Below are 24,116 nucleotides of genomic sequence, written 5' to 3' on the forward strand. Positions count from 1 at the left end.
CACGATGGCAGCAGCGAACGAAGCGAGCGGTGCAGGACGGGTTCCTTCCGCGGCTTCCCCGACGCGACCAGGCAGGTGAGCGGCCATGATGTTCTGGTACGACCACAATCTCGGCGGGTGGGGCTGGTTCGCGATGTCGGTCAGCATGATCCTCTTCTGGGCCTTGATCATCACCGTGGCGGTGCTGCTCTTCCGCACCGTGAACCGGCCGCCCCACGAGCACACCCACACCCCCGCCGCCCCGACTCCCGAGCAGGTCCTCGCGCACCGCCTGGCCCGCGGAGAGATCGACGAGGACGAGTATCAGCGCCGCCTGGCAGCCCTACGGACGGGGCCTCCCGGAACGCCGTGACACGTGTTCACCGGGGGACCGGGCGCAGGCCACCGAGGGTGACCTCGACGAGGCGGCGGGTGGCCGCCTCGGAGGTCAGGGCGCCGGCGGCGGTCAGCGCGTGGAGGCAGTACTGGGCGAGTTCGGCGGGCGGTACGTCGGCGCGCAGGCCTCCTTCTGCTGCGCCTTCGGCGATGAGGGCCTGCACCATGCCGGCGAGGTGGCGCTCGGCGTGGGTGACGTGTTCGCCCTGGTGCAGGAGGGTGGCGAGTTCGCCGCCGTGGCGCTGGCGGGCGATGGCCGCGTACGTCTGAAGTACGGCCTCGAGCCGTTCGGCCGGGGTTCCGCTCCGGTCGCGGACTTCGGCCAGCTGGTGCAGATGGTCCGTCACCTGGCGTTCGTGCCAGGCCAGGAGGACGGCCTCGGCGTCGGAGAAGTACTTGTAGAGGGTGGCGCGGCCGATGCCGGTCTGCTCGGCGACCTTCGACATGGTCACGGCCCGCAGGCCGCCGGCCTCCACCAGCTTCGCGGCGGTGTCCAGGATGGCTTCGCGTACCGCGTGGCGGTGCGCGTCGATGGTCTCGTTCCACAGCTTCGGCACCCGTCAAGCATACGGACGTCTCCAGGGGATACACTCTGTTCATGAGCGAGACACAGTGTCTCGCAAAGTGTGCAAAGTGCCTGCGGGGCCGCCCTTGGCCCGCGCAACCTTGAGGGAGGACGCCATGGACGGTTCGCCGACCCGTTCCGGGCCGCACGACGACGACGGTGCGCCGCGCTGGGTGAAGGTGTCAGCGGCGGTCGCGGTCGTCCTGGTGGCCGTGTTCGTGATCGTGCACCTGGCCGGCGGCGGAATGGTGGGGCATACCCCGTGAAGACGTTTCCGCCGAGGCTTCGCAAACTGACGCTGACGGCGCACGTCACCTCTTCCCTCGGCTGGCTGGGCGCCGTCGCCGCCTTCCTCGCCCTCGCGCTCGCCGGGCTCACCAGCGCCGAGTCGCAGACGGTGCGCGGAGCGTACGTCGCGATGGAACTGGTGGGCTGGTGGGTGATCGTGCCGTTCAGCGTCGCCTCGTTGGTGACCGGCGTGGTCCAGTCGCTCGGGACGGTCTACGGGCTGGTGCGCCATTACTGGGTGATCGCGAAGCTCCTGATCACGGTGGTCGCGACACTGCTGCTCCTGGTGCACATGCAGCCGGTCGGGCACCTGGCCGATGCGGCCGCCCGGGCCGCGCTGGCGGCGGGGGAGCTGGAGGGCATGCGCGTGCAGCTGATCGCCGATGCGGCGGCGGCGCTGGCGGTGCTGCTCGTCGCCGCCGGGCTGTCGGTGTTCAAGCCGCGCGGGGTGACCCGGTACGGCCGCCGCAGACAGCGCGAGCAGGCCGCGACGGGACAGCGCATCGCGGTGTGAGGCCGTGCAGATCCGTGCACAGGGCGAAGGGGCCACCGGACGATCCGGTGGCCCCTTGCGTACGTGCGGCTCAGCCGGCCAGCCAGTCGGCTGAGCGGACTCAGCAAAGTCCGGTGCGGTACCGCGCCCCGTCAGGGGCGCGGGGAACTGCGCGACCAGCCCCCACCGGCCCGCGGTTTCATCACCGCACTTCCAGCGGAGCGCTCAGGCGTTCCTTCTGCCCGGCGCTCTCCGCGGGGGAAGCCGCGGCGGCGGCCCTGGCCCCCTTCATCAGCAGGACGGTGAGCAGTGCGCCTGCCGCGGCGATGGCGGCCGCCGCGAGGAAGGCAGCGCTGAACCCGTCGGTCAGGGCGGGCAGGTCGCCGAGCCGGTCCGCTCCCTGGGACGCCGCCACGGCGGTCAGTGCGGCGAGGCCCAGGGCGGAGCCGACCTGGTAGGTGGTGTTGACGATGCCGGAGGCGAGGCCGGCCTGCTCGGGCGGTGCGGCGGCCATCGCCGACATCAGGGCGGGGATGTAGGCCAGGGACATACCGGTCGCCGCGACCAGCGAGGCCGGAAGGACGTCCACCAGGAAGGTGCCGGTCGGCTCCACCGCCGACAGCCACACCAGCCCGGCGGCGAGCACCAGCAGGCCGCTCGCGATCAAGGGCTTCGCGCCGAACCGGCCGAGCAGACGTCCCGTGAGCGTGGTCATGAACACCATCAGCAGGGCGGTCATCGGCAGCAGGGCCGCGCCGCTGGCGAAGGCTCCGTAGCCGAGGACCTGCTGGAGGTAGAGGTTGAGGAAGTACCACATCGGGATCCACGCGGCTCCCAGCAGCGCCATCGCGGCGTTGGAGATGCCCAGGCCGGGGGTGCGCCAGATGCTCAGCGGCATCAGGGGTGCCTTCGACGACTTCTGGACCGCGAGGAAGAGCGCCAGGAGGACGGCCGCGCCGCTCAGCTCCAGCAGGGTCTGCGTGCTGCCCCACCCGGTCTCGGGGGCCCGGACGACGGCGAAGACCGCGAGGGCCAGGCCGGCGGTGACGGCGGCGGCGCCCAGGACGTCGATCGCGCCCCGGCGGCGGCCGACGGCGGGAAGGAGGCCGGTCGCGGCGAGGGTGGCGAGGCCGATCGGGACGTAGATGATGAAGATCCACGGCCAGGACGCCCACTGCGTGAACACGCCGCCCAGGAACACGCCCGCCGTGCCACCGGCCGGTGCGGCCGCTCCGTAGAGGGCGAGGGCCGTGCCGAGTTCCCTCGGGTCGTGCCCGAACAGCATCATCAGCAACGTCATCGACGCGGGCGCGATCAGCGCGCCGCCGGCGCCCTGCACGGCCCTGCCGACGATCTCGACCGTCGCGCTGCCGGCCGCGGCCGCGACCACGGAGCCCGCGGTCAGCACCACCCAGCCGGCGGCGAAGACGCGCCGGGCGCCGAGGAGGTCGGACAGCCGGCCGCCGAGGAGGAGCAGGCCTCCGAAGGCGATGACGTAAGCGTTGAACACCCATTGCAGCCCGCCCTGGGAGAAGCCCAGGTCCTCCTGCATCTGCGGAAGGGCGACGCCGATGATCGACGTATCCATGATCACCATGAACTGCGCCGCGGCCAGCACGCCCAGCGCCCACCAGCGCCGGGGATTGACGGTTCCCACTGCTCTGCCCTCCATTACGGGATGAATATACCCCCCAGGGGTACCTCTCGAATGGCCCTAACCATATACCCATGGGGGGTATTCCGCTCGGCCTCGTAGGCGCCGGCCCCCTCGATCCCGACGGCCGCAACGGCTCACGGCGTGGTAGGTTATAGGTCTACCACTAACGTAGGAGTGAAAGTGACAGTCAAGGAAGACACCGCCGCCCGCCGCGCCGCTGCCCAGCACGCCCTGGCCGAGCACCTGCGCCTCACTGCCGCAGGACGCACCGACGAGTGGGTGGAGCTGTTCGCCCCGGACGCGGTGCTCGAGTTCCCGTACGCGCCGGCCGGCGTGCCGAAGCGAGTGGTGGGGCGTGACGCACTGGTCGCGCACATGACGCACTTCCCCGAGAACTTCGACGTGGAATTCGTCGACCTGGTGTTCCACGACACGGTCGACCCGAGTCTCGTGATCGCCGAGTTCCGCTCGAAGGGCACTGCGGTGCCGACCGGCAAGCCGTACGAGCAGACCTGCATCTCCGTCGTCCGGACCGATGACAACGCGCGCATCACTCACTACCTGGACTACTGGAACCCGCTGGTGGCGATCGAGGCACTCACGCCCGAGGACGTGCCGTCCGACGCCGACCGTGGCGTGACTTTTGGAAGCTGAGGGCGGACATGTTTGACTGATACACATGCCTGCCCCCGGTACCAGCACGAAGAGCGACGAACGACGTCGGACCATCGTGGCCGCCGCGATCGGTTGCTTCGCGCAAAAGGGCTTCTACGGGACGACGACGCATGAGATCGCAGACTGGGTCGGCATCTCTCAGCCGTATCTCTATCGCCTGTACCCGAACAAGGAAGCCCTGTTCGCGGCAGTGGTCGACCACGTATCCGTCGTCATGACCGAAACGCTGGTCGCCCACTCGCCCGCGCCGGGTGGGGCCGGGCCGGCGCCCGAGGTGGCGTTGGACGCGGCCCGCGGCGCCTACGCCGCGCTCGTCGCGGACCCGAACATCCTGCGTTTCCTCATGCACGCGAACTGTGCCGCCGGCGAGCCGCTGGTGGCACAGGCCGTGCGCCGCTGCTACGCCAAGCAGGTCGACACCGTCCGGCAGCTGCTGGGCGACGACGACGCCGTACGGCGCTGGTTCGGCGCCGGGATGCTCGACAACGTGGCCGCCGTGCTGGGCCTGGCCGACATCGACGAGCCGTGGGCGCACGTCCTCACCGCTCGATGACCCGACACCGGCAGTTCGGCGACGACGGCCCCGAGCCTTCCTCGTAGGCCACCTCGGCCGGCCGGTTCAGGACCCGCCCGGCGATCACGAGCGTCTCCCGCTCGGCCTGGACCTCCTGCAGCTGCATGGCCAACTCCGGGGCAAGCGCGTCCAGTTCACTCCGGCGAACCGTGATCCGCTCCAGCTCCCGCATCCCCACGCCACCCTGCCGGGCGAGCCAGGCCCTCAGGCGATGCCATGGCCAATCCTCACTGTCAGTGGGAGTGTCCGCTCGGTTCTTCGGCGGCCGTGCTCGCGGCAGGGCCTGGGGTCGCGGTGGTGCTGCCGGTGGGGCCGCCCGTGTGGACGGTGAAGGCTGCCGTGCGGACCGTGCCCTCGTGCTGGAAGTCCAGGAACAGCCGGTACGTCCCGGGGCTCGGGGGCGTTGCGGTGAAGGAGACGTCGGGTCCCGGGCCGCCCGGGTTGGGGTGGACGTGGAGGTAGGCGAGGTCTCCGTCGCGCAGGGCGACCAGGTGGCCGTACGCGCCGAGGTACGGTTCCAGGTTCGTGACCGGTTTTCCGTCCTTGCTGACGGTGAGCTTGAGCTCGCCCGGCTTGCCCGGGTCCAGGGTGCCGCCCAGCGCGACGCGGTAGCCCTCCACCTGCGCCGTATCGGCGGCCGGCGGCATCGGGGCGGGTTCGTACGGGCCGGGGACGGAAAGGTCCGTGCCGAGGGTGATGCCCTTCGCGCCGTCGGCGGCCGGGGTGAAGTCGGCGAAGGCCTTGTAGCCGCCTGCCGCCGGCAGGTCCACCGGCGTCGACCACGTCCCGTCGGCCGCCCGGACCGGGTGCAGGTGGCGGTAGACCGTGAGGTCGCGTGAGGCGACGATGAGGTGCAGTTCCTTGCCGTGCTCGGTCTTGTACGCCGTGACCTTGCGGCCGTCGCGGTCCTTGATCGAGAACCTGAGCTCTCCGGGGCCCGGTGCGACCTGCCTGGTGTCCAGGGACAGTGTGTAGCCGCCGTCCGAAACCTGTAGGCCGCCGGGCGCGGGTGCCTGGGTCGCCTCCTGGTGCCCACCGTGTCCGTCCCCTCCTCGCTGGGCCCCCGCCTGCGTCGCGTGGCCCGCGTGCTCGGCCTTCGCCGGGCCGCCTGTCGGGCCCACTCCGCTGCCGACCCCGTACGCGGCCCCGAAGACGGCCGCGAGGGCGGCGGCGTAGGCGGTGATCTTCACTCCGGTGTTCATGTCTGCTCTCCCGTGCGACGAGGGGGCTGCCACGGCGGCCGCCGACGTCCGTCACCATACCCCCTGGGGGTATCAAGTCAAGTGTTGTGATCTCTTGCGACTGCATACCTATGGGGGGTATACATTGAGGCGTCGGAAGCGATACCCCTCCTGGGTATGTGAACGAACGGAGAGATCTCATGTCCTGCTGTACTCCTGACGGCACCTGCGGCACGAACGCCGGCACGAACGCCGGCACGAACGCCGGCACGAACGCCGGCACGGCGACCGCCGTCGCCGTCGCGGACACGACCACCAGCACCGCCTACCGCGTTTCGGGCATGACCTGCGGGCACTGCAGGACGGCCATCACCACGACGGTGGGCGCGCTCGACCGTGTCGTCTCCGTCGACGTGGACCTGGCGGGCGGCCTGGTCACCGTGACCACCGCCGGCGAGCCCGACGACGAAGCCGTCGCCGCGGCGATCGACGACGCCGGCTACGAGCTGACCGGCCGCGCCGCCTGACACTCGGCCCGGCCATCCCCCTGCCGGGGCCCGTCCGCCCGTCCGGGCCCCGGCCCCTCCCCACCCCTCCCGCGCACGAACGAGGAGCAGCATTCATGACCACCACTGTCGGCGCCGCCGAGGTCGAGCTCGCCATCGGCGGCATGACCTGCGCCTCGTGCGCGGCCCGCATCGAGAAGAAGCTCAACCGCATGGACGGGGTCGAGGCGACCGTCAACTACGCCACCGAGAAGGCCAAGGTCACCTTCGACGCGGCGGGCGTCTCCGTCGCGGACCTGATAGCCACCGTCGAGGCCACCGGCTACACCGCGCAGGAGCCCGCACCGGCCGTGGCTCGTACGGAAGCCGGCTCGGACCCCGGCGCCGACGAGCCCGCGGTGGGAGAGCATGACGAGCTGCGCCCGCTCCGCCAGCGCCTCGTCACCGCCGTCTCCCTCGCCCTCCCCGTCATCGCGATGGCGATGGTCCCGGCGTTCCAGATCGAGTACTGGCAGTGGCTCTCCCTGACCCTGGCCGCGCCCGTGGTCACCTACGCGGCCTGGCCCTTCCACCGCGCCGCCTGGACCAACGCCAGGCACGGCGCGGCCACCATGGACACGCTCATCTCGGTGGGTACGACCGCCGCGTTCCTGTGGTCGCTGTGGGCCCTGTTCTTCGGCACTGCCGGCACGCCCGGCATGACCCACGCCTTCGAGTTCACCATTGCCCGCACCGACGGCGCGGGGAACATCTACCTGGAGGCGGCGGCCGGGGTCACCGCCTTCATCCTGGCCGGCCGGTACTTCGAGGCCAGGTCCAAGCGCAAGGCCGGCGCCGCCCTCAAGGCGCTGCTGGAACTGGGCGCCAAGGAGGTCACCGTGCTGCGCGGGGGCCGCGAGGTCACCGTGGCGACCGCCGAACTCCAGGTCGGGGACCGCTTCCTGGTCCGCCCCGGCGAGAAGATCGCCACGGACGGCATCGTGGTCGAGGGTGCGTCCGCCGTGGACGCCTCCATGCTCACCGGCGAGTCCGTCCCCGTCGAGGTCGCCGTCGGCGACCCCGTCACCGGTGCCACCCTCAACGCCGGCGGCCGCCTCGTGGTCGAGGCCACCCGCGTGGGCGCCGACACCCAGCTCGCCCGGATGGCCAAGCTGGTGGAGGACGCGCAGAACGGCAAGGCCGCCGCCCAGCGCCTCGCGGACAGGATCTCCGCGGTCTTCGTCCCCGTCGTCATCGGCCTCGCGCTGGCCACCCTCGGCTTCTGGCTCGGCTCCGGTGCGGGCCTCACGGCCGCCTTCACCGCCGCCGTCGCCGTGCTGATCATCGCCTGCCCGTGCGCCCTGGGCCTGGCCACCCCCACCGCCCTCATGGTCGGCACCGGCCGCGGCGCCCAGCTCGGCATCCTGATCAAGGGCCCCGAGGTCCTGGAGACCACCCGCAAGGTCGACACCATCGTCCTCGACAAGACCGGCACCGTCACCACCGGCAAGATGACCCTCCTCGCCGTCCACACCGCCGACGGCACCGACGAGACCGAAGTCCTGCGCCTCGCGGGCGCCCTGGAGCACGCCTCCGAGCACCCCGTCGCACAGGCCGTCGCCACCGGCGCCGCCGCCAAGGCCGGCACTCTTCCCACCCCCGAGGACTTCGTCAACATCCCCGGCCTCGGCGTCCAGGGCATCGTGGACGGCCACGCCGTCCTCGTCGGCCGCGAAAAGCTCCTCGCGGACTGGGCCATGACCCTGCCCGTGCATCTGGAGCGGGCGAAGGCGGAGGCCGAGGCGGCCGGCCGTACCGCGATCGCCGTGGCCTGGGACGGCGAGGCCCGTGCGGTCCTGGAGGTCGCCGACGCGGTCAAGGAGACCAGCGCCGAGGCGATCCGGCGGTTGCGCTCGCTGGGCCTCACCCCCATCCTCCTCACCGGCGACAACCAGGCGGTCGCCGAGGCCGTCGCGGCCGAGGTCGGCATCGAGCAGGTCATCGCCGAGGTCATGCCGCAGGACAAGGTCGACGTCGTCAAGAAGCTCCAGGCCGAGGGCCGCAGCGTGGCCATGGTCGGCGACGGCGTCAACGACGCCGCCGCACTCGCCCAGGCCGACCTGGGCCTGGCCATGGGGACCGGCACCGACGCCGCGATCGAGGCGGGCGACCTGACCCTCGTACGGGGAGACCTGCGCGCCGCGGCCGACGCCATCCGCCTCGCCCGCAAGACCCTCGGCACCATTCGCTCGAACCTGTTCTGGGCCTTCGCCTACAACGTGGCCGCCCTGCCGCTCGCCGCGGCCGGACTGCTCAACCCGATGATCGCCGGAGCGGCCATGGCCTTCTCCTCGGTCTTCGTCGTCGGCAACAGCCTGCGCCTGCGCGGCTTCCGGGCCGCCGGCAACTGAGGGGCGAAGACCGCCTCACCGCCACCGCCGCAGCCCCGCCACCACCCTGCCCCGCCACCGCCCCTCCGCGAAGCCGACTCGCGGAGGGGCGGTGGTCTTCGTCGCCGTCCGACGGATCAGTGGCCGTGTGCGTGGCCGTCGCCGGCGACGGAGCCCCTGGGGGTGGGCTGCGAGGGGGCGGACCGCGCGGGGGCGGGTGCGCCGGCCGACGGGGACGTCGTGGCGGCCGGCGCGGGCTGCGTGGCCGGCGCGTGCTCGTCGTGGCCGGTCTCTTCGGCGGTGCCGTGGCTGTGGCCGCCGCCGGGGCCGGTCTCCATGGAGGCGGCCAGCTCCCGCAGGCCGTAGAAGGTCAGGGCCGCGGTGAGCAGCACCGCGAGGCCGACGAGTCCGAAGATGCGCCGCGCCGGGGTGTCCGGGTCCTTGACGACGAAGGCGACGAAGGAGACGACCAGGCCCGTGGGAACGAGGACCGCGCCCCGAGCGGGGAAGTCGTCGAAGTGCTGGAGGCCGCCGGAGAGCATGCCGATGCCGAAGGACAGCATCAGGGAGGCGACGATCACCGTGAGCATGCGCGCCGGGCCGGGGCGTTCGCGGGTGAGGAGGAACTCGTTGAGGATCGTGGCGGCGAGGAAGACGCCGGCGCCGTAGAGGGCGATGCGGGTGTAGCGGTCGGGGTCGAGCGGATGGTGGACGACGGCGCCGCTGATGAGACCGGCGCCGACGAAGTAGCCGACGTACCCGAGATAGCGGGCGGAGAGCGACCGCCTGCGGGCTTGGCGCGTGTGCTCCTTACGGCGGGCGGCGCGACCCGTCGTGGAGCCTACGGGCGTTTCGGGCGTGGCGATGCCGAGCAGGTGGGCCTGGGCCATGGGTGTGGTTCCTTGCGAAAGCGTGGTTCACCGCGTGGGCTGCCGTGGCGGCCGCACGCGGGGAGAAAGGGGGGTGAAGCGGGCATATCGGCCCGGTCTACACCTGCTGAACCACGGATCCGACGGAACCGCGCAACGGGGGCAGGGCGCGGCCGTCCCCGTCCCTGTCCGCGCGGAGGGCGGTCGCGCTCTCGGCGGCGTCGGGCAGGACGCTGTGCAGGCCCGGCCCGGGAGGGGTCAGGCCGATGTCCTGCTGGGGGTGGCCGGCGTCGCACGTTTCGGCCGGATGGCTGTGTCCACCGCCGTCACCGTGCCCGGTCGGCAGCTGGTCATGGTGATCGTGGCGGTCGTACGCGTGGCCGGTTGCGGCGCTCTCGCCGGTCGGCCGTGGCGCGGTGACCACCGCGCCGACGGCGTGGGCGGAGGCGCTGTCGGCGCCCGCCGCGTGGGTGTAGAGGAAGCCGAACAGCAGGGCGGCCAGCCACAGCAGCCGAAGCGGACCCGCGCCGGCGCGGGTCCGCGGCATACCGGTCCAAGGGCTGGCCGTGATCACAGCGTGACCTTACCCGAGGGCTTGGACGGCCTCGCCGACGGCCCCCGCCCTGCTCCGCCCGCCACGCCGCTCCGGCTGGGCCGGGGCCGGGGCCGAGGCGGGGGACCGGACGACGCCCGTCGTCGAACGGCTCCGGCACGGCGATCGGAGGCGGAGGCCCGGAGCGGCGCACTCGGTCACGCCGCCCCGGGCCCGTGATCACCCGATCAGCTCTTGCCGAGGAGCTTGTTCATCCGCTCGATCTCGGCGGACTGGGAGGTGATGATCGCCTCGGCCATGGTCTTGGCCTCGGGGAAGGCTCCCTGCGCCTTCTCCGTCCTGGCCATGGCGACCGCGCCCTCGTGGTGCTTGATCATCAGCTCCATGAAGGCGGTGTCGAACGCCTTGCCCGACGCCCCCTTCAGCTTTGCCATCTCGTCCATGGACATCATCCCGGACATGCCGTGCGCCGAGCCGTGCGCCGAGTGGTCCATGGCGCCCTCGGCGGGAACCTGCTCGCCCCAGGAGGTGAGCCAGCCCGAGAGAGTCTTGATCTCCGGGTCCTGAGCCTTCTTGATCTCCGCGGCGAGCGTCTTCACCTCGGCGGACTCGGCGCGCGACGGGGCGAGATCGGCCATCTCGACGGCCTGGCGGTGGTGCGGGATCATGCCCTTCGCGAAGGCGGTGTCGGCCGGGTTGTGCTGCCCCTGCGATGCGGGCGCGGAGGCCGGCGCGGAGGCGGCCGCGGACGGGGAGGTGCCGCCGTGGCCGCTGTGGCCGGCCGAGGCGTCGTCGTTGCTGCCGCAGGCGGCAAGGACGAGGGCGGCCGTCCCGGCGGCGACGACAGCGGCGGTACGGCGGAAGAGGGAACGCTTGACGGTCATGGTGGTGCAACTCCTTGCTGCGCATGCCAGCTGTACCCGGGCATGCGTGGGGATCGGATGACGGAGTCCGCGGCTGCGGGGTCGCCCCGGCGCGGATGCGCGCGATGGCGAGGCCGCAGCGGGGCGCTCTAGATCCGAAGGAGTTGCAGCTCGGCGAGATCGGGCGGTGCGCGGCCGCTGAGGGCCCCGTCCGCCGTGACCCCGGCCGTCGAGGCCACGGTGTCCGCCGTGACGGGGGCGGCGGCCAGGGCCGGCGGTGCATAGGCGGACGAGACGCCGGTGGCGGCGCAGGTGGCGTCCGCGTGGTCGACGTGGCCCGAGCCTCCGGCCGTGTGGGAGCAGCCCTCGCCGGACCCGGCCATGGCCGGCCCGTGCCCCGAGGCATGGGCATGCCCTGCCGCCGCATGCTGGGCGGCAGCCGGTGCGGGCGCCAAGGCGTGCATGCCCAGGATCCCGGCCAGCAGGACCAGGACGAGCAGCGCGAGGCGACGCCCCGCGGGGCGTCTCGTCGGCTGCTCGGCAAGGTTCATGGGGGCCATCGTACGAGGCCGTACGCGCGGGGGCGTGACGGGCTCGGCCGACCGAGGGGGCGGGCCCCGCGCCGCAGCGCGGGGCCCGTCCCCGCACTGCGACACATGGCGGCATCCTTCTCCGGCCGCGAACCGCGAACAGGCCGCGACCCGGAACAGGCCGCGACCCGTGGACAGGCCGTGCACCGTGACCAGGCCGCGAACCGTGAACAGGCAGAACCGCCGTCCGTCGTTCCCGGCGAGCCGCCCCCGCTCCGGGAGGCCGCGTCAAGGTACAAATCAGCCGCTCGGCCGCGTCAGCGTACGGATCAGTCGCTCGGCCTGCTCGTGCGGGGCAGAGCCGCCGGGGCGGCTCGTCATCAGCAGGTGGTGCAGCGTGCCCACCAGGGCCAGGGCGACCGAACCGGTGTCCGTGTCGGGCCCGATGCGCCCCAGGCCCCGCTCGGCATCGAGATAGGCCTCGATCGAGGCCTGGATCGCGTCGAAGCCGGGCGCGCCTTCGGCCCAGGCCGCCCGGACCCGCACGGCCGCCGCGGGCCGGGTCACCGCCAGGCCGACGACCCCGGGGTCCAGGGACAGCACCGCCGCGGACAGCTCCACCAGGTTGCCGGCCACCGAGTCGCCGCCCGCCCGCGCGGGCAGCGTCGCCGCCAGCGCGGCCGAACGGGTGAAGCGGTCCAGCACCAGCTCTGCCACGAACTCGTCCAGTCCGGCGAAGTGGGTGTGCAGCACGCCCTTGGCGCAGGCCGCCTCGGCCGTGATCGCCCTGCTGGTCAGGGCGGCGGCCCCGTCCCGGGCCAGGACGCGCTCCGCCGCGTCGAAGAGCCGCTCGCGCAGATCGGGGATGGCCACTCCACGTGGTGACACCAAGTCCTCCCGGAGGAAAGGGGATTGCCAGTATGGGCACGCGCCCATACTGTTTGGGCGTGCGCCCATTCTAGGGTTCGGGCCGTCGGCCCCGCATCCCTCTCCGTAGGAGGTTCCCTTCATGCACGGCATCGCGAACACCGCCCAGGCGCAGTCCTGGAACGGCTACGAGGGCGCCCACTGGGCCGCCCACCAGGACCGCTGGGACGCCGTCAACGCCGGGTTCGACCAGCCCCTGTTCGAGGCCGCGGCCGTCGCCCGCGGCGAACGCGTCCTCGACATCGGCTGCGGAGCCGGATCCACGACCCGGCAGGCCGCCCGCGCCGTCGCGCCGGACGGCGGTGCCCTGGGCCTCGACCTCTCCGGACCGATGCTCGAACGCGCCAGGGCGAGCGCCGAGGCCGACGGCCTGGGCAACGCCCGCTTCGAACACGGGGACGCCCAGGTCCACCCGCTCCCTCCCGGCGCCTTCGACCTCGTCATCAGCCGCTTCGGCATCATGTTCTTCACCGACCCCGCCGCGGCGTTCGCGAACATCGCCACCGCGCTGCGCCCCGGCGGCCGGGTGGCCCTGCTCTGCGCCGCCGAGCCCGGGGGCAACGAGTGGCTGACCGCTCTGGCCGCGCTCGGCGACCTCCTGCCGCTGGAGGGCTTCGGCAGGCCCGGCGGGCCGGGCATGTTCTCGCTCGCGGAGGCCGGTGCGGCGGCCGCACTGCTGAGCGGAGCCGGGCTCCGGGACGTCCGCGCCACGCACGTGACGGCGTACGGGACCTGGGGGCGTGACGCGGCGGACGCGGCGGAGTTCATCCTGGACTCCGGGCCCGGCCGCCACCTCGTCGCCCAGGCCCGGCCCGGCACCGGCGAGCGGGCCAGGGCCCGCCTGACCGACGTACTGCGACCCCACGAGGCCGACGGCGTCCTGCGCCTGCGCAGCACGGGCTGGCTGCTGACCGCCACCGCCCGCACGCCGCGTAGGTAGGGCAGGAGGACCGCCCGCCCGGGACCGTTCCGACTCGCCCGAAGGGTCCCGGGCGCGACAGCATGGAGACAGAGCGGTCGGCAGAACGGTCGGCAGAGCGGTCGGCACGGTGGTCGGGCAGGGTGGTCGGCAGGGGTCGGCGGGACGACCCTCCGGAGGAGGCGATACGGACAGTGACCGGACGTCGCTTTGCGTTCTGCGGAGCTGAGCTGGCAGCCGTCTACGTGGTCGCCGACCAGGACAGGGAACTCCATCTGGCCGAGCTGACCGGAAACCGCGGCGTCCTCTACGGACTGCCCGCGGTCCTCGCCGTCGCCGGCCATTCGCCCGCCGCCAACGCCTTCCGCTCCGGCCGCCCGCTGTGGCTGACTCCCAAGGAACTCGCCGCGTTCATCGAGGAGGACCCCCACCACGTCCCTGCCCGCAACCGGGCCGGCGACCCCCAGTCGCCGGCCAGGATCTCGCTGGGCGCGCTGCCCCTGGGCCACGGCGACCAGGAGCTCGGGTGCCTGGTCGTGGCCGGCGAGGTCGGGGACGGCTTCAGCGCGGACGACCGCAGCCTTCTGGAGCTCTACGCCGACCAGGTGGCGGCCGGACTCGAAACGGTCGCCGCCCGGCTGGCCGGGCGCACCTCCCCGCAGGCACACCTGGGCCAGTCCCTGGTGCCCCACCAAGGCGGCGCGTTCATCCTGGAACTGAGCACCGGCCGCATGGAGGCCCATGCGCACGTGCTCGAACTGCTCGGTCTGCCTCCCGAGGAGTTCGACGGGCAGGTGGAGACCCTGCTCGCCTGCGCCGTCCCCGACGACATGCCCGCGCTGATGGCGATCGTGGAGCCGGACCGGCTGGCCTCCGCCGGACAGCAGCTGGCCTTCCGCATCCGCCGCCCGAACGGCGAGCTGCGCTGGCTGGGGCTGCGTTGCCGGGTGGAGGTGGCACCCGACGGCACACCGCAGCGCGTCCTGGGCGTGGTGGCCGATGCCACCTACCTGCGCCCCAGCGCCGACGAGGTCTCCCTCGTGCAGCGGCTGTCGGCCACGCTGGCGGGAGCGGCGACCATCCGGGAGGTCAGCCGACTGGTGGTCGCCGCCCTGCGCGAGCCGCTCGGCGCCTCCCGGGTCGCGGTCGGCGAACTGGAGGCCGAGCGGCTCATCGTCACCGCCCTCGACCCTCCGGAGCCCGATGCCTGGCCCGAGGTCTGGCGCTCGGAATGGCGGTCGGAGTGGCCCGACGTGCCGCTGGGCGACCTGCCCACCCTGCGGAGCGCGATGCGCGGAGGGCACATGGGCTTGTGGCCGCCGGGCGCGGACCTCGAACCCGGTCTGCAGGGTGTCGGGCCCGGTGGACTCGCGGTGCTGCCGCTGCCCGCCGAAGGCAGGATGGCCGGGGTGTGCCTGGTGGGGTGGGACGCGCAGCACCGGTTCGGACCGGAGGAGCGCTCGCTGCTGACCGTGACCGCCGGGCTGGCGGGGCAGGCTCTGGTACGCGCCCACGCATTGGACGCGGGACACGAACTCGCCACCATGCTCCAGCGCAGCCTGCTGCCCCGTAAGCTCCCGGAGCTGCCGGGCGGGGTCGCCGTCGCCCGCTACCTGCCCGCGACGGCGGGACTCGAGGTCGGCGGCGACTGGTACGACGTCATTCCGCTCAGCGACGGCCATGTGGCGTTCGTCATCGGCGACGTACAGGGGCACAGCGCCGGAGCCGCCACCATCATGGGCCAGATGCGTACGGCGGTCAGGGCCTACGCGGTGGAGGGCCACCCGCCGGACGTGGTGGTCGCGCGGGCCAACCTGCTGCTCGTCGGCATGGAGACCGATCTCTTCGCCACCTGCGCGTACGTGGACCTCGACATGGAGGAGGGCATCGCCAGGGTGGTACGGGCCGGCCATCTGCCGCCGGTACTGCGCCGCCCCGACGGCACCGCCGAGGAGATGGCGGTCGAGGGCGGGCCTCCCCTGGGCGTGCTCGCCGATGCCGAATTCCCCATGACCGAGGTGGGACTGGCCCCCGGAACCCTGCTAGTCCTGCTCACGGACGGCCTGGTCGAATCCGCCCGGCTGCCGCTGGAGGAGGGCATGCGGCGGGTGTGCGAGGTGCTCGCCGCGGCCGACCCGCAAGCAGCCGGAGGGGTGGCCGACGATCTGGTCTTCGGCGTGGGCCGCCGCGACGACGACGTGGCGGTGCTGCTGCTGCGCTACGACGGCACCCGGGGCCGGCCGAAGCGCAGCCACTGGGCGGTGTGGCGACTGCCCACGGCGGTCATGCACGCGCGCCGCTTCGCCGCCCGCACCCTGCGGTCCTGGGGAGTGGACGAGGAGCTCGACGCGGCCCTGCTGGTGGTGTCCGAGCTGGTCACCAACGCCATCGCGCACACCCAGGGCGAGGTGGGGATGGACCTGACCCTGTCGGCGGACCGGCTGCGGATCGCCGTGAACGACGCGTCCCCGCGCAGCCCCGTCAAACCGGTGTCGGTGAGCTGGGAGTCGACCGGCGGCCGCGGGCTGCTCATCGTCCAGGCGACGACGATGGCCTGGGGCTCGGTGCCGCTCAGCGGCGGCAAGCAGGTGTGGGCCGAGATCCCCCTGCACCGCGCGCTCGACCGACCCGCACAGCCCCGCCCCCTCCTGTGAAGGTCTGGGGCCCCTGAGGGACCTCCGCCCGACGGGCCGACCTGAGATCATCTGCGTACGCCCCCGACGGGCGTTGTCCGTCGCACCGTCCACCGGATCGAGGAAGTACCGTGTCCAAGCATTTCGACGTCGTCGTACTCGGAGCCGGCCCCGGCGGCTACGTCGCCGCCATCCGCGCCGCTCAGCTGGGCAAGCAGGTCGCGGTCGTCGAGGAGAAGTACTGGGGCGGCGTCTGCCTGAACGTCGGCTGCATCCCGACCAAGGCCCTGCTGCGCAACGCCGAACTCGCCCACATCTTCCAGCACGAGGCCAAGACCTTCGGCATCAAGGTCGACGGCACCGTCTCCTTCGACTACGGCGAGGCGTTCCGCCGCAGCCGCACGGTCGCGGACGGCCGCGTCAAGGGCGTCCACTACCTGATGAAGAAGAACGGGATCACCGAGTTCGACGGCCGGGGCACCTTCCTCGACGCGAACACCCTCCAGGTGGCCAGGGCCGACGGCACCGTGGAGACGGTCACCTTCGCCAACTGCATCATCGCCACCGGCGCCTCCCCGCGCCTGCTGCCCGGCACCGCCCGCAGCGAGCGCGTGGTGACGTTCGAGGAGCAGATCCTCGCCGAGGACGTGCCGCGGTCGATCGTCATCGCCGGTGCCGGCGCGATCGGCATCGAGTTCGCGTACGTGCTGCACAACTACGGCGTGAAGGTCACCGTCGTCGAGTTCCTGGACCGCATCGCCCCGCTGGAGGACGAGGACGTCTCCAAGGAGCTGGCCAAGCAGTACCGCAGGCTCGGCATCGACGTCCTGACCTCGACCCGCGTGGAGTCGATCGACGAGTCCGGCCCGCAGGTCCGGGTCACCGTCACCGGCAAGGACGGCGCGCAGCGGATCCTGGAGGCCGACAAGGTCCTGCAGGCCATCGGCTTCGCGCCCAACGTCGCCGGCTACGGCCTGGAGAACACCGGCGTCGCCCTCACCGAGCGCGGCGCGATCGACGTCGACGGCCGCTGCCGCACCACCGCAGCGCACATCTACGCCATCGGCGACGTGACCGCGAAGCTGATGCTCGCGCACACCGCCGAGGCCATGGGCGTCGTCGCCGCCGAGACCATCGCGGACGCCGAGACCATGGAGCTCGACTACCCGATGATCCCGCGCGCCACCTACTGCCAGCCGCAGATCGCCAGCTTCGGCTGGACCGAGCAGCAGGCCCGGGAGAAGGGCTACGACGTCAAGGTCGCCAAGTTCCCGTTCACCGCGAACGGCAAGGCGCACGGCCTCGGCGACTCGACCGGCTTCGTGAAGATCGTCGCCGACGCCGAGCACGGCGAGATCGTCGGCGCCCACCTGATCGGCCCGGACGTCACCGAGCTGCTGCCCGAGCTGACCCTGGCCCAGCAGTGGGACCTCACGGTCCACGAGGTGGCGCGCAACGTCCACGCGCACCCGACGCTGGGCGAGGCCGTGAAGGAAGCGGTCCACGGCATCGCCGGACACATGATCAATTTCTGAGCGGCGGGGGAGCGCGCGGGGGCTGCCGGAGCACCGGCAGCCCCCCCGCCCGCCCCTGGCGCCCCTACCGGCGGGAGCCGATGACGTCCGCGGGGCGGCCCGCGAGTGCGAGGCGGCCCGGGACCAGGGTGGCCAGGAACGCGAGCAGGGAGGCGAAGCACAGGACGCCCGCGTACATCCGTCCGTCGACGGACGGGGAGGCCGAGCCCGTCATGCCGATGCTGAAGGCCGTGAGCACGGCGAAGGCGATGGCCGTGCCCAGCGCCGCGGCCACGAGGACCACCAGGGCGGCCTCGATCCGGAGCATGCCCATCACCTGGCGCCGCGTGGTGCCGACGAGCTGGAGCAGGGCGAACTCGCGGGCCCGGTCGGAGACCGACATGGCCAGGGTGTTGACCACGGCGATGGCGGTGAAGGCGATGATCAGGCCCATCGCGACGTAGTTCACCTCGGCGTTGGACTGCTGGACCTCGGCCCGCAGGTCCTCGACCTGGTCCCGGTCGAGGACGGCGACCCCCGGCAGCCCGCCGAGGGCCTGCTGCAGCTCGGCCCGGCCGGGCCGGCCCTCACCGGCGGTCTTCACCAGCACCGAGGAGGCCAGCGGATTGTCGACGTGTCCGCGGACGAGCTCGTGGGACATCGTCAGATCGCCGAAGCCCAGCCCGCGTTCGTACACGGCGGCGACGGTGAGCTCGGCCTCCGCGCCGTCGCCGAGCGTCAGCTTCAGCCTGTCACCCGGCTTCTTGCCCAGGTCGTCCGCGGCGAGCTCGCTGAGGGCGACGCTCTGCGGGTCGAACCCGTCCAGGCCGCCGGCCGTGACGCCCGGATCCCAGGTGCGGGTCAGGCCATCGGCGGACACCCCCTGCGCCGGGTACTTCGCCAGGCCCACGCGCACGGTGGTCCGTACGACCTCGGTCACGGCCGACACGCCCGGGACCCGGCGGAGCCGGTCCGCGGCCTGCGAGGGCACGCCCGGGCCGGCGGAGCCCACGACCCAGTCCGCCGTGCTTCCCGCCCGGGCCTGCGCGGTGGCCGCCGCGCCCGTCGTGGTCGGGACGAAGAACACCGTGCAGGCCATACCGATCAGCAGGGCCAGCGGGGTGACCGCCGCGGACAGCCGTTTGGTGTGCGCGCGGGCGTTGGCGGTGGCCAGGTGCCCGCCGACCCGGGAGGCCCGCAGCGGGATCCCGAGGAGCGCGACCGCGCCGCGGACGATCAGCGGCCCCAGCAGCGAGACCGCCACCGCCAGCACCACGACCGACAGGAACGTCACCGGGGTGGCGGCGGGCTCGCTGCGCAGCGAGGACAGCACCACGAGCAGGACCGCGCCGCCGGCCAGGAACGCGGCGCCGGCACCGACCCGGCCCCACGCCGCGGTCCGCTGCTCCACGGCCGCCTCGGCCAGCGCCTCGGCGGGCCGGATGCGGGCGGCGCGGCGGGCCGAGATCCGGGCGGCCGCCCAGGCCCCCAGGAGGGCCGCACCGACGGCCCCGAAGAACGGGAAGACGCCGACGGTGACGCCGAGGGTCTCGGGGATCGCCCTGAAGGCGACGAACCTGCCGTGCAGCCAGTGGGCGACGGGCAGCCCCGCGAGCGAGCCCAGCACCCCGGCGAGGAGGCCGACGATCAGCGCCTCGCGGCCGATGAGCCGGCGGACCTGCCGGGGCGTCGCCGCGACGGCGCGCAGCAGGGCGAGTTCGCGGTGGCGCTGCTGGATGGAGAGCGCGAACGTGCCGACGACGACGAGGACCGCGACGAGCAGCGAGGTGCCGCCGATGGCACCGCCCATGGAGACCAGCTTGATCCGGGCCTTGGCCGCGTCGAGGAACTCGACCGGGCCCCGGTCGCCGCCCGTGACCACCTGGGCGCCGGTGCCGTCGAGGGCCTTGCCGACCCGCGCCGCGAGCTCCGGGACGGGCACGCCTGGTTCCGGCAGCACACCGACGGCCGCGACCAGGCCGGTACGGCCGGACAGCCGCTCGGCCTCGGCGTCCGAGAAGAACAGCGAGCTCTGCTGCCGCAGATCGCCGCCCGAGGGAGCGGCGACACCGGTGACGCGGTACGTCCGCGGGGCGTCGGTCGACTGGACCGTCAGCTCGGCGCCGGGCCTCAGGCCGGCCCGCCGGGCCAGTTCCCGGTCGACGACGACCTCGTCCGCGCCGGCCGGGGCGGCGCCCTCGGTCAGCACGAAGGGGGTCAGGGGCGCCGAGGTCCACGCGTGGCCGTAGGAGGGCTTGCCGTCGACGCCCGGGACGATCCGTCCCCCGGGAGTGACCGCGTACGCGGGGAAGGTGATCTCCGGCAGCGCGGCGCGCACGCCGGGCAGCGCCGCGAGCCTGGCCGCCGTACCGGCGGGCAGCAGGACGCGCTCGCCGAGCGGCTTGGCCTTCTCCTTCCGCTTGGTCCTGTCGCCCTTGCGCCGGGCCGTGACCTGGTGGACGTTCTGGTCGCCGCCGACGATCACGGGGGCGCCGGCGTACCGCTCGGTGGCGACGGTCCCGCGCAGCCCGGTCTCCAGCAGGATGCCGCAGGCCGTGACCAGGGCGGCCGCGCAGAACAGGGCGAGGAAGGCCCCGGCGAAGCCGCCCTTGCGGGCGCGCAGGGTCTGCAGGGCGTAGCGCAGCATCAGGCCCACGCTCCCAGGTGCGTCATGCGGTCGGCCACGCGGTCGGCGGTGGGAGCCTGCATGCGGTCGGCGATCCGGCCGTCGGCGAGGAAGAGGACGGTGTCGGCGTACGAGGCGGCGACCGGGTCGTGGGTGACCATGACCACCGTCCGGCCGGTCTCGTCCACGCAGGACCGCAGCAGGGAGAGGATCTCCCGGGCGGTCATCGTGTCGAGGGCGCCGGTGGGCTCGTCGCCGAAGACCACGTCGGGACGGGTGATGAGGGCCCGGGCGATCGCCACCCGCTGCTGCTGTCCGCCGGACAGTTCGGCGGGCCGGTGGGCGGCCCGGCCGGCCAGCCCCACGCGCGCCAGGACCTCGTCGAGCCAGGCGGGGTCCAGGCGCTCGCCGGCCAGGCGCAGCGGCAGCTCCACGTTCTGCCGTACGGACAGGGCCGGGATCAGGTTGAAGGCCTGGAAGACGAAGCCGATGCGCCCCCGGCGCAGCTCGGTCAGCCGGGTCTCGTCCATCGCCCCCAGGTCGGTGTCACCGAGGAACACGGAGCCGCCGGACGGCTTGTCCAGGCCCGCGGCGCAGTGCAGGAAGGTCGACTTCCCGGAGCCCGAGGGTCCCATCACGGCGGTGAACGAACCCCGCTCGATGCCGACCGAGACCCCGTCCAGCGCGCGCACCGCGCGCCCCGCCCTTCCGTACTCCTTGACGACGCCGTCGAGGCGCAGCGCGAAAGCCGGGAACCCGGCGCCGCTGTGCCCGCGGAGGTCGTTCGTCTCGGTCCTCATGCGCGACCGGTCCTTTCCTGTGTTCGTCGCTCGGGCCCGAGCGGCCCCCGTGGGCAGCTCGGGCTGTCTCGTCCGCGACGACGCTAGGTACCGGTCCTATCGGCCGGATATCGCTTCGTTAGGCGGTGTCCGATACCGCTGGTCCGGCTCCGGGTCCGGGTCCGGGTCGGGGTCCGGTGCCGGGTCCGGCCGGGCCAGCGCGCGGGTCGCCTTCGCCTCCCACGGCGGTGAGCCGACCAGCCGGAACACGCCGAGTGCGGCGGTCAGGTGGACGCGGCCCTCGCGGGGGCGGCCGTTCTCCTGGTGGAGCCGGCCCAGCCCGAAGCGGACCTGCCCCTCGATGAGCGTGCCGTGCTGACGCTGGGCGAGGTCCAGCGCCTCCAGGTACGTCCGTTCGGCCGCCTCGGCCGCTCCGGCCGCATGCCTGGTCTCGGCGAGCCCCAGCAGCGCGTGGGCGAGGCCGAGCAGGTCGGAGTTCTCCTCGACGATCCGCACGACCGCTGCGAAGGCCTCCTCCGCCTCCTCCAGCCGCCCCAGCGCGAGGTAGGCGGACGCCAGCCTGTGCGTGGCCAGCGCCGTACCGCGCCCGTCGAAACTGAGGGCCTCGCGGATCCGTACGGCTTCCCGGCTCAGCTCCAGGCCCTCCTGCGGCCGGCCCTCGTCGAGTGCGCACTGGGCGAGGCTCTGCAGGGCGTACGACTCCAACGAGATGTCACCCACCTCGCGGGACAGCCGCAGCGCCTCCCGCAGCCGCCGCGCACCCTGCTCCACGTCGCCGCGGATCCGGTCGACGAGCCCGAGGTTGTTCAGGACGATCGCCCTGCCGTGCGCGTCCTGTGCCCGGGCATAGAGACCGAGGGCCGTCTCACCCTTCTCGACCGCCTCGGGCACGTTGCGCAGCCGCAGCGCGACCGCGCCCAGCTGCTCGTACATGGCCGCCTGCCCACGGAGGTTGCCGGCGGCGCGGGCCGCCGCGAGGGCGTGCTCGCTGCAGCTGCGCCAGTCCTCCACGTAGTTGCGCGACTGGAACAGCACCCGCATGCACATCACCAGGTCCCAGGCCAGATCGTGCGCGCCCGCCCGGGCCGACTGCTCCACGACCGCGATCAGGCAGAGCCGTTCGGCCTCGAACCATTCCCCGGGGTCCGCCAGCAGCTCCTCCGCCAGGGCGGGGTCGATGCTCCGGCGCGGTACGTCGCCGTGCACGATGTCGTAGTCCCCGCCGACCTCGCGCCGGTACGCCAGCTCGGCGAGGGTCAGCCAGGCCCGGAACACCCGGTCGCAGGCGGCCAGCCGGTCCGCCTCGGACTCCTCGGCCCGCGCCAGCTCGCCCGCGTACAGCCGCATCAGGTCGTGGAAGCGGTAGCGCAGCTGCCCGGTGGCGTCCGCCCCGACGACCTCCAGGAACTGCGCGTCCACCAGCTGCTCGACGAGCCGCTCCGCCTCCAGTACGCCGATGTCCATCAGTTCCGCAGCGACCCACGCCGTGAAGTCCGGTACGGCGAGCAGCCCGAGGAGGCGGTGCAGGCGGGCCGCGTCCGGGTCCAGGCAGCGGTAGCTCAGCGCGAAGCTCGCCCGGACCTGCAACTCGCCCTGGCTCAGCTCGTCCAGCCGGCGCCGCTCGTCGCCGAGCCGGGCGACGAGGTGGCGGACCGACCAGTGCGGTCTGGAGGCCAGCCGGGCGCCCGCGATCCGCAGCGCGAGCGGCAGCCGGTCGCACAGCTCGACCAGCCGCGCCGACTCGGCGGGCGCACCGAGGATCCGCGCCTCGCCGACGATCCCGGCGAGCAGCTCCAGGGAGCGGTCCTCGGGCAGCAGCCCGAGGTGGATCCGCGCGGACGCCGGCCAGGTGACCAGCTGCTCCAGCTGCTCGCGGCTGGTGACCAGCACGGTGCAGCCGCCGCTGCCCGGCAGCAGCGGCCGGATCTGCTCCGGCGTGCGGACGTTGTCGAGCACGAGCAGCACCCGGCGGTCGGCCAGCACGCTGCGGTACGCGGCGATCCGGTCCTCCAGCCCGTCGGGTACGTCCTCGCTGGCCATGCCGAGGGAGCGCAGGAAGCGGCCGAGGATCTCGCCGGCGGCGGTCGGGGCGTGATTCGCGTCGTATCCGCGCAGGTCGGCGAAGAGCCGGCCGTCCGGGTAGTGCCCGGAGGCCCGGTGCGCCCAGCGCACGGCGAGACCGGTCTTGCCCACGCCCGCCACGCCCGTGACCAGCCCGACGGTGGGTGCCCGCGTGCCGTCGGCGCGGCCGCCCAGCAGGGCGTCGAGAGCGCCGAGTTCCTCGGCGCGGCCGGCGAACCCCGGTACGTCGGGCGGCAGTTCGGAGGGAACGGCTGCCCGGCCGCGCCGCCCCGGACCGGCCGGGGCCACGGATTCCTCCTCCGCCTCCGTGACGGGGGCGGCGTCCGGCACTCCCGGGCTCAGCGCGGGCTCGTCGCGCAGGATCGCGTCGTGGAGCTCCTGGAGTCCGGGGCCCGGCTCCATGCCGAGCTCGTCGATGAACCGGCGCCGGGCCTCGCGGAAGCCCTCCAGCGCCTCGGCGCGCCGCCCGGAGCGGTACTGGGCCAGGATGAGGTGGTAACGGGTCCGCTCGCGCAGCGGGTGCTCGCGCACGGCGGCGGCCAGCTCGGGCAGCAGCAACTGGTGGCGGCCGAGCTCCAGTTGCACATCCGTCAGGGCCTCGCGGACCTGGATGCGGACCTCTTCCCAGCGCGTCGCCTCGTCCTCGACCCGCCGTCCGCCGACCCCGGCCAGCGCGGGCCCGCGCCACAGCGCGAGCGCCTCGGCGTAGCAGCGTGCCGCATCGGCGGGCCGCCGGTCCCGGACCGCGGCCTCCGCCTCGGCGACCAGCCGGGTGAAGGCGAGGCTGTCCAGCCGGTGCCCGTCGACCCGCAGCAGGTAGCCGGGGTGCGCGGTGGCGATGACCTCTTCCGCCACGCCTGCGGCCTTCAAGGCCTTGCGCAGGGCCGCGACGACGATGGCGATCTGGGTGCGCGCGGTGGCCGGCGGCCGGTCGTCCCACACGGCGTGCACCAAGACGTCGACCGGCACGACGTGCCCCGGGCTCAGGAGCAGCAGGGCCAGTACCGTCCGCTGCCGGGCGCCGCCCAGCGGGACCGTCCGCCCTCCCACGGTGACCAGGAGCGGGCCGAGAACTCCGAAGCCGAGCCGTTCACCCACCGCATCCCCCATGGCCGAC

22 protein-coding genes are annotated in these 24,116 nt (G+C 73.4%); 10 read left to right on the forward strand and 12 right to left on the reverse strand.

Annotated elements, in window-relative coordinates; genetic code table 11:
* The first annotated feature begins 85 nt into the window (after positions 1-85).
* On the forward strand, positions 86-352 hold the full coding sequence (locus GPJ59_RS01260; protein WP_219664317.1) for an SHOCT domain-containing protein: 267 nt from the start codon (positions 86-88) through the stop codon (positions 350-352).
* Positions 353-359: 7 nt separating this feature from the next.
* Here the strand turns inward: GPJ59_RS01260 and GPJ59_RS01265 are convergent, their stop codons facing one another.
* On the reverse strand, positions 360-932 hold the full coding sequence (locus tag GPJ59_RS01265) for a TetR/AcrR family transcriptional regulator (protein WP_219664319.1): 573 nt from the start codon (positions 930-932) through the stop codon (positions 360-362).
* A gap of 124 nt (positions 933-1,056) precedes the next feature.
* On the opposite strand from GPJ59_RS01265, the gene GPJ59_RS01270 reads away from it, so the two are divergent.
* On the forward strand, positions 1,057-1,206 hold the full coding sequence (locus GPJ59_RS01270; RefSeq protein WP_219664321.1) for a hypothetical protein: 150 nt from the start codon (positions 1,057-1,059) through the stop codon (positions 1,204-1,206).
* Complete coding sequence (locus GPJ59_RS01275) at positions 1,203-1,742, forward strand: hypothetical protein (protein WP_219664324.1); 540 nt, start codon at positions 1,203-1,205, stop codon at positions 1,740-1,742. The genes GPJ59_RS01270 and GPJ59_RS01275 overlap by 4 nt, the downstream gene beginning before the upstream one ends.
* A 181-nt stretch (positions 1,743-1,923) precedes the next feature.
* Here the strand turns inward: GPJ59_RS01275 and GPJ59_RS01280 are convergent, their stop codons facing one another.
* Positions 1,924-3,378, reverse strand: coding sequence for an MFS transporter (locus GPJ59_RS01280; protein ID WP_219664326.1), 1,455 nt, complete (start codon positions 3,376-3,378; stop codon positions 1,924-1,926).
* A gap of 180 nt (positions 3,379-3,558) precedes the next feature.
* Between GPJ59_RS01280 and GPJ59_RS01285 the strand changes: the two genes are divergently transcribed.
* Positions 3,559-4,032 (forward strand): nuclear transport factor 2 family protein, encoded by a 474-nt coding sequence (locus GPJ59_RS01285; protein WP_219664327.1) that lies wholly within the window; start codon positions 3,559-3,561, stop codon positions 4,030-4,032.
* A gap of 25 nt (positions 4,033-4,057) precedes the next feature.
* The gene (locus GPJ59_RS01290; protein ID WP_219664329.1) at positions 4,058-4,606 is read left to right on the forward strand and encodes a TetR/AcrR family transcriptional regulator; all 549 of its coding nucleotides are present in this window, start codon (positions 4,058-4,060) and stop codon (positions 4,604-4,606) included.
* Here GPJ59_RS01290 and GPJ59_RS01295 read toward each other — a convergent pair.
* On the reverse strand, positions 4,593-4,799 hold the full coding sequence (locus GPJ59_RS01295; RefSeq protein ID WP_219664396.1) for a hypothetical protein: 207 nt from the start codon (positions 4,797-4,799) through the stop codon (positions 4,593-4,595). The genes GPJ59_RS01290 and GPJ59_RS01295 overlap by 14 nt on opposite strands.
* Positions 4,800-4,860: 61 nt before the next feature.
* Positions 4,861-5,829, reverse strand: a complete 969-nt coding sequence (locus GPJ59_RS01300) for a DUF748 domain-containing protein (RefSeq protein ID WP_219664332.1) — start codon at positions 5,827-5,829, stop codon at positions 4,861-4,863.
* Between the two features lie 179 nt (positions 5,830-6,008).
* On the opposite strand from GPJ59_RS01300, the gene GPJ59_RS01305 reads away from it, so the two are divergent.
* Positions 6,009-6,335, forward strand: coding sequence for a heavy-metal-associated domain-containing protein (locus tag GPJ59_RS01305; protein ID WP_219664334.1), 327 nt, complete (start codon positions 6,009-6,011; stop codon positions 6,333-6,335).
* Positions 6,336-6,430: 95 nt separating this feature from the next.
* Complete coding sequence (locus GPJ59_RS01310) at positions 6,431-8,704, forward strand: heavy metal translocating P-type ATPase (RefSeq protein ID WP_219664336.1); 2,274 nt, start codon at positions 6,431-6,433, stop codon at positions 8,702-8,704.
* A gap of 116 nt (positions 8,705-8,820) precedes the next feature.
* Here the strand turns inward: GPJ59_RS01310 and GPJ59_RS01315 are convergent, their stop codons facing one another.
* From GPJ59_RS01315 to GPJ59_RS01335, 5 genes are all read right to left on the reverse strand, one after another.
* Positions 8,821-9,573, reverse strand: coding sequence for a hypothetical protein (locus GPJ59_RS01315; RefSeq protein ID WP_219664338.1), 753 nt, complete (start codon positions 9,571-9,573; stop codon positions 8,821-8,823).
* A 97-nt stretch (positions 9,574-9,670) separates the two neighbouring features.
* Positions 9,671-10,126, reverse strand: coding sequence for a hypothetical protein (locus tag GPJ59_RS01320; RefSeq protein WP_219664340.1), 456 nt, complete (start codon positions 10,124-10,126; stop codon positions 9,671-9,673).
* Positions 10,127-10,332: 206 nt separating this feature from the next.
* A complete protein-coding gene (locus GPJ59_RS01325; protein WP_219664342.1) occupies positions 10,333-10,989 on the reverse strand; it encodes a DUF305 domain-containing protein in 657 nt (218 codons plus the stop codon).
* Positions 10,990-11,117: 128 nt separating this feature from the next.
* Entirely contained in the window at positions 11,118-11,519 is a 402-nt protein-coding gene (locus tag GPJ59_RS01330) for a DUF6153 family protein (RefSeq protein ID WP_219664344.1), read from the reverse strand.
* A gap of 279 nt (positions 11,520-11,798) precedes the next feature.
* Positions 11,799-12,386 (reverse strand): TetR/AcrR family transcriptional regulator, encoded by a 588-nt coding sequence (locus GPJ59_RS01335; protein WP_219664345.1) that lies wholly within the window; start codon positions 12,384-12,386, stop codon positions 11,799-11,801.
* Between the two features lie 121 nt (positions 12,387-12,507).
* On the opposite strand from GPJ59_RS01335, the gene GPJ59_RS01340 reads away from it, so the two are divergent.
* From GPJ59_RS01340 to lpdA, 3 genes are all read left to right on the forward strand, one after another.
* On the forward strand, positions 12,508-13,365 hold the full coding sequence (locus tag GPJ59_RS01340) for a class I SAM-dependent methyltransferase (RefSeq protein ID WP_219664347.1): 858 nt from the start codon (positions 12,508-12,510) through the stop codon (positions 13,363-13,365).
* Positions 13,366-13,538: 173 nt separating this feature from the next.
* On the forward strand, positions 13,539-15,998 hold the full coding sequence (locus GPJ59_RS01345; RefSeq protein WP_308120065.1) for a SpoIIE family protein phosphatase: 2,460 nt from the start codon (positions 13,539-13,541) through the stop codon (positions 15,996-15,998).
* A gap of 110 nt (positions 15,999-16,108) precedes the next feature.
* Positions 16,109-17,512, forward strand: a complete 1,404-nt coding sequence (gene lpdA, locus GPJ59_RS01350; protein ID WP_219664350.1) for a dihydrolipoyl dehydrogenase — start codon at positions 16,109-16,111, stop codon at positions 17,510-17,512.
* A gap of 64 nt (positions 17,513-17,576) precedes the next feature.
* Here lpdA and GPJ59_RS01355 read toward each other — a convergent pair whose 3' ends face one another.
* From GPJ59_RS01355 to GPJ59_RS01365, 3 genes are all read right to left on the reverse strand, one after another.
* Complete coding sequence (locus GPJ59_RS01355; protein WP_219664352.1) at positions 17,577-20,138, reverse strand: ABC transporter permease; 2,562 nt, start codon at positions 20,136-20,138, stop codon at positions 17,577-17,579.
* The gene (locus tag GPJ59_RS01360; protein WP_219664354.1) at positions 20,138-20,917 is read right to left on the reverse strand and encodes an ABC transporter ATP-binding protein; all 780 of its coding nucleotides are present in this window, start codon (positions 20,915-20,917) and stop codon (positions 20,138-20,140) included. The genes GPJ59_RS01355 and GPJ59_RS01360 overlap by 1 nt, the downstream gene beginning before the upstream one ends.
* Positions 20,918-21,013: 96 nt before the next feature.
* Positions 21,014-24,097: an AfsR/SARP family transcriptional regulator gene (locus GPJ59_RS01365; RefSeq protein WP_219664355.1), complete on the reverse strand. Its 3,084-nt coding sequence runs from the start codon at positions 24,095-24,097 to the stop codon at positions 21,014-21,016.
* Positions 24,098-24,116 lie beyond the last annotated feature (19 nt).

It is taken from the genome of Streptomyces bambusae, assembly GCF_019400985.1.
Lineage (GTDB): Bacteria > Actinomycetota > Actinomycetes > Streptomycetales > Streptomycetaceae > Streptomyces > Streptomyces bambusae_A.